Here is a 9,284-nt window from a genome sequence, read left to right as displayed (position 1 = left end):
TATTGGATAGCTTGGTAGGTTAGTGATGTTCCTAATGAACCTAGAGAGCCATTGAACGAGCACTGCAATACACGAGAAAAAGTGCGTGTAAACCCATTAGCAACATTAATTGACGGAGAGAAGCAAATAATCAAATCAATCATATTTGAATCTAAGAGTTGCTTACTTAAATACGCAGCCATTATAGTTTTTCCTGCGCCGGGAGTTGCTTGAGTAAGAAAGTGCTTATTGCCAGATTTGTATTTTCCTAAGGCTTCTTTAATGCAGTTTCGTTGCCAATCTCTAAGCATCAAACAGCCTCCGACGTGAGTAGGTCTATTGTTTTTGAGATGGCGGTTATTTGCCCAGTTAAAGTGGCCGAAAGTTGTGTCGATTCTTGATGCAGCTTTTTTACTTTCTCTTGAGTCTGAGGGTATTGCGCCATAATCGAACGATACTCGTCCATTTCAGCAATTAGCATTGCAAGCTCTCCATTGAGCTTGCCTCTCATTTTGTTCAATTCAGCGATATATGGGACTGAACTTACCAAATCAACAGCTTTGCCCAGATTAATTTCTGATTCTACGCTTGAGGCATTAACTTGTTGAAACAAAGTGGTTTTATGAAACAGCTTATTGCGATTATTTCCTGATGTTGTCAGTAGTCCTTGCTTTACCATTGTATTGAGTTGTTTAGAAACAAACATTCGTACATAACCTACACTTTTGTCTTGCATCGTGCTGGTTAACAACAGATCCCGTATATCAGATATTCTAAACGTGGGTTTGTTATTTATGATTATTGAATCAATGATATATGGTTGAATGGTAAGGTCTTGTGACACGTAGCAACTCTCGACAGTAGATTTGAACATAGAAAAATAAATGCGGATTATAGTCCGTGGAAAAGTTCTCTTCAAGAATAGATAGTCTTTCTTTTTAATGTACTTTTGAAATGAGAGACTTAGCAAAAAAGTTTGGCTACAACGTTCGTTCTATGCGAAAAGACAAAGGAATATCACAGGATAAGTTGGCTTTGGCTGCAGATATAGATCGTAGCTACGTAGGCAGGATAGAACGAGGTGAAGTGAATATCACACTAGAAAAAGCCTACCAGATAGCAAGTGTCCTTCAGTGCGATATTCGAGTGCTTCTACCATAAATAGATTGGAAGAGTTCATTTACTCTAGTTGACGGAGCCTCCTACCTGTTCGGCAGTATTCGCTTTTTGGCTGAGCCTGGAGATGTAAATTTGTTATCAGCTACTTTTCAGTAGTGATGAGGATTATAGTCCTCATCTAATGCCAAAGCAAACAGCTAAGAGTTTAGCTGTTTGGAGATGGTAATAGTATTGATTTTTTAAACTGCTCCTCTCTACCTATGCGGCAGTTCACTACTTTCCCAGGTGACTATAAATTTGCGCAAAATTATCAGCTACCTATTCGGTAGTTCACTATTACCAATGTAATAATAGTCCATAAATATCAGTTAGTTAATGGTTTTTCTACGAATTTACCCTTTTTAACTTAATGCTACATTCTAGGCTGTAAAATCAATAGGTTATGAAGATGGTGTAGATGTAAGGTTAAATCAATGGAACAACCTGCAATGAATTATCGGTATTGCCTAGCCCATAGCTGCTAAATGTTCCGGTACCTACAGTTCCTGACCTTTCCTTCATTTGTATGTTCAGTCGGAACTTATTGCCACTGCTGCTATCTTCTTCCAGTGAGTGGTAGCTTTGGAATGCATGACTAGTGGTTTTGGAATAAGCTATAGGGTCAAATATTTCGCCTCGTTCTAAAGCTCTTCGCTCAAGTCGTTTTAACTCCCTCGCTCGGCCCGCAGATGTTCCTTTATCTATAGAGTGTGCACGTTTAAATAGAACATAAGAACAATCGTCTGGGACAGTTTGTGTTGTGGAAATGCTAAAGTAACCAAGTTTTGTCATTTGTACGAAATACCTTCGTGATACCAGAAAATCCAACTCCATTTTATTGGTACTAACAAAGGTGATTTTACGTCCCACCGTTTCTTGGCCCCAGAGTGGGAACGAGACGCCAATGGATCTCGTTTCATACTTGTAATTAAAACGATGTAATTCCTTGATACATTTAGCTGCGATTGCTTCATTGTTTCGATATTCAGGTAAAAATGTGATGGTTCTATAGTACCAATCCATGGTTTAGGTTCCTTTCCGTTGAAGTAACCCGCCTTTTATCAAGTTTGCAACGATAAAATGCAGGTCATTAATCATTTCATCTGGCAATACATCTGTCGCCTGAAGTTGTTCGAGGTATTGATCGGCTTTTTCCAAAAGTGTGAATAAATCTTTCCCAGTGTTTGGGTGACGATAACAATAAACGTCTTCTTTATGTGCACCATAGTGGCTGATACGTATTGGTTTGTCCGCATCCGGATACCAGTCGTCAATCGTGGCTATTGCCGCTCCAGTTTTATAACAACCGAGTATAGGACTACTCTCTCCATCTACGTCAGTGGATTGATAGATGCGGTTTTTTTCACCTTTGACAGAGTCTTTGAATACTTGACTAGGATAAATTGGAGCGTTTGTTCCTAAACGAAATGTAGCGCTGACTTCGAAAATACAGAGCCCATTCGGTTGGGAAAAAGCGTCAGTGATTAACTTGATTAGCTGATCCCAGTCTTTATGATCTCTGAAGTGGTTAGTGCCAGCATAATTTTTTCGGATGTCATGGAATGGGCTAATGGCTTTTTCGTCTTCCCATGGCCATGGTTTTATACCGATTGATGTTGAATATGTACATTCGTTATTTCTCCAAAGCCATCTACCATTACAAATATTCTCGAGGAACCTATTGGCGAGTTCTTCCCAACCCACTTTTTCCTCGTATAGCTTAATCAATTGAACTAGGGTTCGTTTTACTTCTGGATCGGAACACTTAAATGGTTTACGAAGACTCGAAGCAAATGAAACAGAAAATTCGCATTCGATACTCTCGGCTCCGTAAGGTACACAGCAAAAGTCGATTTCGTGCGCGTTGCCATGGGCTAGGGAGTGTGCCGTTGCGTCCATGTCAATTTGGCCATCATCTTTGTATGCAGACTTGGAGCCTTCTTTCATACCTAACGCTACACGGCTAGTGTATGGGAGTGGTGTCTTTCTTCCATCTGGCCAGTTAACAAGGAAAATGACATCAGAAGGTTCAATAGATTTTATATAGGACAAGTTATTAGGAAGTTTCATCGGATATGCTCCTGGGAAGTAAAATCGGACCTTGCTTCGAATAGTGATATTGCCAAAAGTATTGGTTGGGATTTGTATTTTTACTTATTGCTAAAAGTTTTATGATACCAAGTATGGTTTCGACGAAAGCATGTTTGTACCCGTGTAGTGAGCCACGTTTTTCACATGGGGTTTCTAATAGTTGATAACCAATGCAGCTGACGGTTTGTAATCTGTTATTTTTTAACTCGTCAATCACATCTTGAATACTGTTTAAGGTCACTTCGTTATTTAGGCTAAGCCATCTACCTGTTTCAACAGGTATCGCTTTGATTGCATCAGCCAAACTCAAACATCGGCCTAAGTGTTTTATATCGGATATGGAAACTGTCACTTTCCCTCTTGCTATTCTTCCCGGTAATAAGCGTATGAAATCGCGAGGTATTAGCTGAGAATAATGACTGCAACGAAGAATCAGGCTTACTGCAACGTCACACTGCCAATCGTCTCGTGTTGCAGGTGCTGTAATTTGTCCTTTTGTGTTTGGTACCCATTCTCTTGTTAATCCGCGGTTTTCCACATGAATGTTGTGAATGCATACGGCGAAACTTTCAATTTTAAAGTTAGGATTAGCTGTTTGTACATTTCTCTGGAAAGCGTGTACGAATCCATAAAACGCCATCATAGAAGGTATTCCAATACTCACAGACGTATTCATGGCTGATGCACCAGAGATTCTAAGATTTGGTAGCAGCAAGTATTTGTCGTCATTTCCCTCGCATTTTGGAGCATCTTGAGGCGGTGAATGAATGATTGAACCTATACAGTTGTAGATCAGCTGAGTTAGCAGGGGATCATAAGCATAGCGATTTGCAAACTTGGTTTTGGCTAAATCGACATTGAAGCGTTCTGTTAATTTCCTTATATCTAACTTTTCTTCGTGCGTGGGAGTGGTACGCAGCCATTGGGAAAGCATTATTTTAATGTCTTCAATGATTGATTTTTTTCTAAGTGCCAGTTTATTTGGTGATATTACCCATACGGAAGACTCTGTGTAGTCTCGTATAGCTCTGACTGAGCGCTTTGTAAGCCAATTTACGGAGTCTAAGTGGTGATGTTGGTACTTTTCTATCGGAGGCAAAGAGCGGATCATTTTGAATTTCCCTCCGCAACTCATTGCCAGAGTTCCCATGTTTGTCGCTCGGCTAAATAGAGTAATAGCAGAAAATCGATAGTGCTCACTCAATACTTGATAGCAATCTTCTTGCATTGATTGAGAAACCACAGGTGATAAAGAAATATATGAGTCTTCGTCGTTCGGAAGAGAAATCTGTGCCAAATAATTTCTAACTAGCGAAGTATTAATTTCCAACGGAGGAATAAGTGCTAGCTCCTTTGATATGTATTTGGCTGTTTTAACGTAACATCCGAGTTTTCTTAGAACATTCCAGAGCGGATGTTCAAGCTCTGTGAGCAACTGACCTAAGCAATGAACGTCACCATTCCATATAAATTCACTCGTTAAAAAACAGGATTTATTCACTTGGCTAGAGTCATTGGCATAAGCCCAGCTATTTTGGGGTAATTTACTAGAAGAAAGCATAAAAGGTGGCAAATGCCCGACTGGTGCGGCACGAATTACGCCATTTGCTCTAATGTCAGGAAACTTTGGGTTATGACTTTGGCGATATTTAACGGTTCTGAAGCAGTTGGCCCACCATTTTTCGTCTCTAAGCTTGTCTTTACATTTCTTTCTATCAAGTAGGTCTTTTTGTTCGATGACTCTATCTGTTAGGTTCACTAGTATGGTTAGCGCTTCAATGGAAGTATCTGATATGTCAACGGGTGCGGAGAGTGGTCTAAAGGCTCTGCGCAAATCTTTATTAAGGTCGTCTGTTTTGTTATCTAATATTTCTGCCAGTGTTGTCATTCACCACCTCGACAGGTAAAAAGAGCGATTGAACTCATCAGATTGAAATTCTGAAAGCCAAAGACAATAAACATCACCCAAGTAAAAAGCGTATTCAGTAACGATGAGTATCTCTCGTTTTCCAAGTTGACGATTTGGGGTGAGTAGGCCTTGCTCAATCATTGATGTCACTTGCTCTCGAGAACAGTTCAGCAATACACATATCTCGAGCATATTCATTCGAAGGTTCGCCAGTTTACCGTTGTCGTCCCATAAGTGTGTTTCTATATACTGAAACATCTCTCTTAATATGATATTCGAACGAAAGTTACGGTCAGGAAGCTGAATTGAGCTAAACAGAATCTTCCCTAGAATGTCTTTCATTCTTAAATCGTTTTTACTAAGAACGCAGTATTCGAAATTGAAATCTATTTCTTTTCCAATCAACTTGTGAAAGGAGTTTGGCCAATGTTCCCAAAAGGCTAAGAATTCACCATTGTTTCGAGTTTTACATGAGCTTGATATTTGAGACCACCAATGCATGAACCCCCATCTATAACTAAGAGGGACATCTGGCAATGGTTTTACATCATCTCCTGCTAACCAAGATGCTATCCTGGTCGCTTTAGGCTCGTGGTTTTCTTGAGATGCGGATATATTTTCCCCACATTCAGTACATACACCTGATAATCCCGCATACCGGTAATCATAAATTGCCCCGCAACTACAGCGTTCTATTAACTTAACGTCATGTTCATGACAATATTCATACCCTGAAAAATGCCAGCGGTAACTCGCATATCCGTGTTCACCTAGACAACAGGGACAACATGGAATCGCCCCCTTACGTAGAAGAGAGCGTGGAATGACTTCTGCACCACGGATTAACGCGGTTGTTGACGGAGAAAACTGCATTTGGTTTCTGTTTAACGCGATACCGAGTAAATCTACAGGTTCGTTAAATGTTAACTGACTGAGGTGATGTAATGCGTGTGTTCGCGAGATTGAATGTTTCTTGGAGGAGTACGGGTTGATGCGACAGATATCGGTGGGAAATGTCTGGAACTTTCTTGGATCTATATCTAAAAGATAACGCTTAACGGCTACTAAAAACCGATTAACATCACTATAACCATTTTTGTTTGCAACACGAATAAAAAAGCTTTCAAGGCTTTCGTCTGGATAAGGTTTTGGACGTTGTAAAAGCATCACTTGAACCAATAAAGTTATTCAATTTTACTATAGCTCAAAAATAGGATTATGAGATATTTTTATCATATTTTATTAGGTTAGTTGAATAACCACCAACTTGATAGGCACCTCTTGTTTAAAGAGTTTAGTGGGACGGAGAGGTGTACCGTCTGCTGAGTAGTGACGTTGAGTTTGAGCCTGGGCCTTTATTCTATTTAGACGTTATCGGAGCCGTTTCTCTGCAAAACAGCCTCTAGTGATGCGAATATTTGCGATAATCTAATCATATTTTGATTTGAATAGGTGTTGTATTCGAATCAAGCAGTCAAAGGTGCACTAAACAATGAGCGCTTCTTACCACGCTTTGGACATATGGCTGAGTGCTTTGCGCTGCTTTTATTGATTGTTGCAGGTGAAGGCTTCTTTAAGCCTGTTATCACCCTTGCGGAAAAAGGTATTGATGATGTGGTTGGCGACGTACTTGTTAACTACGCGTTTGGCGGCCTATCAATTTTCGTTTTGTGCTGGATATATTTTGACTTTGTAGGCAATAGTAAGCCACTCGGCAACGCGCCTAACACATTCATCAAGTGGACGATCTCTCATCTGCTGTTGATGCTGTCGCTGTCACGATAGGCGTCGCATTGTCAGCAGAGGTCAAAATAGGTTTTATGGAACAATACCCGTTCAAATATGCATTGATAGGCTGTTTGGGCTTAGCAACTTACCTGTATTGTTTACTTAAGATTCAACATGTTATCGAGATTCATACCGCCCACCGATTTGCCACTGCGAACGTTAGCTATTTCGGTATCACGCTTTGCTTCTTGACTCTGATTATCGTGCCATTTGTTCCTTCAATTGTAGTTAACGTTGTATGGGGAGCGGCGTTGTTCTCTCAGATCCTGCTACTTGTGAGAACTGCATTTAAGGTTCTGAATCGAGAGGCGAAGCAAGCACTCGATTAAGCGTTTTCGTCTTCAAGGTAGTTCTGCTAAATGTTTCAATGGATTGCTACTATGTATCGACCCAAAGTGCCGGAACACATTACCAACTTTCAACTGGCAGTATTAGTTTTATCTGTATTTGTTGTTTCCCTAGCAATTGTACTTGTCTTTAACTTGCCATCTGACGTCCTGCAGATTCTGATCTATGTAGATACATTTATTTGCGCGATCTTCATTATTGACTTTGTTCAGCAATATAGAGCTGCGCCGTCCAAGCTTGAGTATATGAAATGGGGCTGGCTTGACCTTATTTCTTGTATCCCATTGATGGAGTGAATCAATTTGCGCGTTTAATTAGAGTTTTTCGTTTGGTGCGTGCGATCAAGTCTATCTCAATGATTTCTCATGCAATCAATGAAAACAAGGCTTCGACGTCACTGCACTTTATGGTGGTGACCTCCCTAATGATGATGCTGTTTGGTTCGATTTACATCCTTTATCTCGAGAAGGATATGCCGGGTACCAATATTCATAACGCCGGTGATGCGTTTTGGTGGACATTCGTCACTATTACAACGGTTGGTTACGGTGACTTTTTCCCGGTGACATTGGAAGGGCGTATTGTTGCCATTATCTTAATCACCACCAGTGTTGGGATGTTTGGTAGCTTTACTGCTGTTCTGGCCTCGTGGACCTCTAACGAGCGCAAGATGGATGTCCAGATCTTAGAAGAGGTGCATGATCTCAGGGCAGAGGTTCAGGAGTTGAAATCAATATTAAAACAGCAAGCTGAAAGAAATGGGTAGTCTGCTATCTTGCGATTAGACTTGCCATACTTGTAATTATTCATGAGTTTTTAATATTCAATTTTTCGTAACTCATTTTTGTCCGTGCGACGTGAAGTCGCATGAAGCGCTGTTCACCGCGATAAGAGTGAACCGTTTGTATCACCAGACGACCCTAAGGCTCTGAATAAAGCAGCGAGCCTAACAATGTAACGAAGTTTGGCACGGAGCCAAACGGGAGCAAAACCGCGAGGGGATGCTCCTCCTGATAACCACAAATCGGGTGAGTGCTAGGGAATCAGTATGATGAACGAAAGTGAATCCATGTAAGGTGCGTTATATGATGAAGCAGCGGAAGTGGTTAATACGCTGTGGCCAAACGGCAACGGGAGTAGGAAAGAGGTTGGACATTACTCTTTCGTGATCGATAAGCTCCTCGCACTATAGTGGGCATCTACCCTGATATTGCGCGACATGCGGAACACAGTAAGCCAGAATCGTTCCTTCGGGAAAGCTATCTGTGAAGATAGCCGATAGCGGTGCTGGTAAAGGAGGTTGGAAAAAGCGAACGCTGCATTGTAATGATGCAGATACAGACAGATGTCTGGCACGAAAGTGTGCCCACTTCCAACTGGTCTCCCATTGCAAGATGATTTGGAAAACTTTATTTAAGAAGGAACGCAGATGATCTCTTCTCATGAAGTGAGTGCCCCTTGTGGCAGCGCCCAATGGCAATCCATCGACTGGAAAGCGGTTGAGCGCCTTGTGTTAAGGCTCCAGATGCGCATTGCAAAGCAATCCGAAAAGGTAAACACGGTAAGGCAAAAGCACTACAGTGGATACTGACTCACTCGAAAGCAGCAAAGCTTCTCGCTGTTCGTCGAGTATCACAAAACAAAGGCAGTAAAACGCCAGGAATTAACGGCGACATCTGGAACACCGATGCACGTCGAATGGCGGCAGTCAGCTTACTGAGCAGAAAAGGCTATCGAGCCAAACCGCTTAGAAGAATCTATATCCCGAAGAAAAACGGCGAACTTAGACCATTAGGTATCCCGTGCATGATAGACCGAGCGCAACAAGCGTTACATCTTCTAGCACTAGAACCTATATCGGAAACAATTGCCGACCCTAACAGCTATGGTTTTAGACCTAACCGAAGCGCAGCCGATGCAATACAGCAGTGCTTGTGCGACCTGAAGTCGTATGAAGCGTTGTTCACTACGACAAGAGTGAACCGTCTGTATCACCAGATGACCCTAGGAT

Annotated in this window: 11 protein-coding genes and 1 pseudogene; 6 read left to right on the top strand and 6 right to left on the bottom strand. The window is 41.4% G+C overall.

Annotated features, from left to right (window positions below; genetic code table 11):
• Both RXX31_RS24465 and RXX31_RS24460 read right to left on the bottom strand, forming a co-directional pair.
• Positions 1 to 290 (bottom strand): DEAD/DEAH box helicase family protein (locus tag RXX31_RS24465; RefSeq protein ID WP_317592186.1); only part of this gene is annotated, 290 nt, incomplete at its 3' end.
• Positions 290 to 685: a hypothetical protein gene (locus RXX31_RS24460; RefSeq protein WP_047102590.1), complete on the bottom strand. Its 396-nt coding sequence runs from the start codon at positions 683 to 685 to the stop codon at positions 290 to 292. The genes RXX31_RS24465 and RXX31_RS24460, both read right to left, overlap by 1 nt.
• Before the next feature lie 248 nt (positions 686 to 933).
• Here RXX31_RS24460 and RXX31_RS24455 point away from each other — a divergent pair, with 248 nt between their 5' ends.
• On the top strand, positions 934 to 1,140 hold the full coding sequence (locus RXX31_RS24455; protein ID WP_005499654.1) for a helix-turn-helix domain-containing protein: 207 nt from the start codon (positions 934 to 936) through the stop codon (positions 1,138 to 1,140).
• A gap of 423 nt (positions 1,141 to 1,563) precedes the next feature.
• Here RXX31_RS24455 and cas6f read toward each other — a convergent pair whose 3' ends face one another.
• The 4 genes from cas6f to RXX31_RS24435 are packed head-to-tail and all read right to left on the bottom strand — an operon-like array spanning position 1,564 to position 6,304.
• The gene (cas6f, locus tag RXX31_RS24450; protein WP_317592185.1) at positions 1,564 to 2,160 is read right to left on the bottom strand and encodes a type I-F CRISPR-associated endoribonuclease Cas6/Csy4; all 597 of its coding nucleotides are present in this window, start codon (positions 2,158 to 2,160) and stop codon (positions 1,564 to 1,566) included.
• Between the two features lie 3 nt (positions 2,161 to 2,163).
• Positions 2,164 to 3,207 carry a type I-F CRISPR-associated protein Csy3 gene (csy3, locus tag RXX31_RS24445; protein WP_317592184.1) on the bottom strand — a complete coding sequence of 348 codons (1,044 nt, stop codon included), beginning with the start codon at positions 3,205 to 3,207 and terminating at the stop codon, positions 2,164 to 2,166.
• Positions 3,194 to 5,116, bottom strand: coding sequence for a type I-F CRISPR-associated protein Csy2 (locus tag RXX31_RS24440; RefSeq protein ID WP_047102593.1), 1,923 nt, complete (start codon positions 5,114 to 5,116; stop codon positions 3,194 to 3,196). The genes csy3 and RXX31_RS24440 overlap by 14 nt, the downstream gene beginning before the upstream one ends.
• Positions 5,117 to 6,304 carry a TniQ family protein gene (locus RXX31_RS24435; protein WP_047102594.1) on the bottom strand — a complete coding sequence of 396 codons (1,188 nt, stop codon included), beginning with the start codon at positions 6,302 to 6,304 and terminating at the stop codon, positions 5,117 to 5,119.
• 285 nt (positions 6,305 to 6,589) lie between these two features.
• On the opposite strand from RXX31_RS24435, the gene RXX31_RS24430 reads away from it, so the two are divergent.
• The 5 genes and pseudogenes from RXX31_RS24430 to RXX31_RS24410 all read left to right on the top strand — a co-directional run.
• Entirely contained in the window at positions 6,590 to 6,922 is a 333-nt protein-coding gene (locus tag RXX31_RS24430) for a membrane protein (protein ID WP_047102595.1), read from the top strand.
• A gap of 35 nt (positions 6,923 to 6,957) precedes the next feature.
• The gene (locus tag RXX31_RS24425; protein WP_047102596.1) at positions 6,958 to 7,254 is read left to right on the top strand and encodes a hypothetical protein; all 297 of its coding nucleotides are present in this window, start codon (positions 6,958 to 6,960) and stop codon (positions 7,252 to 7,254) included.
• A gap of 30 nt (positions 7,255 to 7,284) precedes the next feature.
• On the top strand, positions 7,285 to 7,569 hold the full coding sequence (locus RXX31_RS24420; protein WP_047102597.1) for a hypothetical protein: 285 nt from the start codon (positions 7,285 to 7,287) through the stop codon (positions 7,567 to 7,569).
• Entirely contained in the window at positions 7,566 to 8,039 is a 474-nt protein-coding gene (locus RXX31_RS24415; protein WP_411198000.1) for a potassium channel family protein, read from the top strand. Before RXX31_RS24420 ends, RXX31_RS24415 begins: the two co-directional genes overlap by 4 nt.
• A gap of 663 nt (positions 8,040 to 8,702) precedes the next feature.
• A pseudogene (locus RXX31_RS24410) lies at positions 8,703 to 9,205 on the top strand (reverse transcriptase N-terminal domain-containing protein); the annotation flags it as partial.
• Positions 9,206 to 9,284 lie beyond the last annotated feature (79 nt).

Source organism: Vibrio sp. EA2, from assembly GCF_033042495.1.
GTDB lineage: Bacteria > Pseudomonadota > Gammaproteobacteria > Enterobacterales > Vibrionaceae > Vibrio.
This window is presented reverse-complemented; position numbering and strand designations above follow the sequence as displayed.

Bases quoted from the DNA above. Each gene is read 5' to 3' on its own strand.
- RXX31_RS24435 (WP_047102594.1), bottom strand. From the start codon at position 6,304: ATGCTTTTACAACGTCCAAAACCTTATCCAGACGAAAGCCTTGAAAGC.
- RXX31_RS24420 (WP_047102597.1), top strand. From the start codon at position 7,285: ATGTTTCAATGGATTGCTACTATGTATCGACCCAAAGTGCCGGAACAC.
- RXX31_RS24455 (WP_005499654.1), top strand. From the start codon at position 934: ATGAGAGACTTAGCAAAAAAGTTTGGCTACAACGTTCGTTCTATGCGA.
- RXX31_RS24460 (WP_047102590.1), bottom strand. From the start codon at position 685: ATGTTTGTTTCTAAACAACTCAATACAATGGTAAAGCAAGGACTACTG.
- RXX31_RS24440 (WP_047102593.1), bottom strand. From the start codon at position 5,116: ATGACAACACTGGCAGAAATATTAGATAACAAAACAGACGACCTTAAT.
- cas6f (WP_317592185.1), bottom strand. From the start codon at position 2,160: ATGGATTGGTACTATAGAACCATCACATTTTTACCTGAATATCGAAAC.
- csy3 (WP_317592184.1), bottom strand. From the start codon at position 3,207: ATGAAACTTCCTAATAACTTGTCCTATATAAAATCTATTGAACCTTCT.
- RXX31_RS24425 (WP_047102596.1), top strand. From the start codon at position 6,958: ATGGAACAATACCCGTTCAAATATGCATTGATAGGCTGTTTGGGCTTA.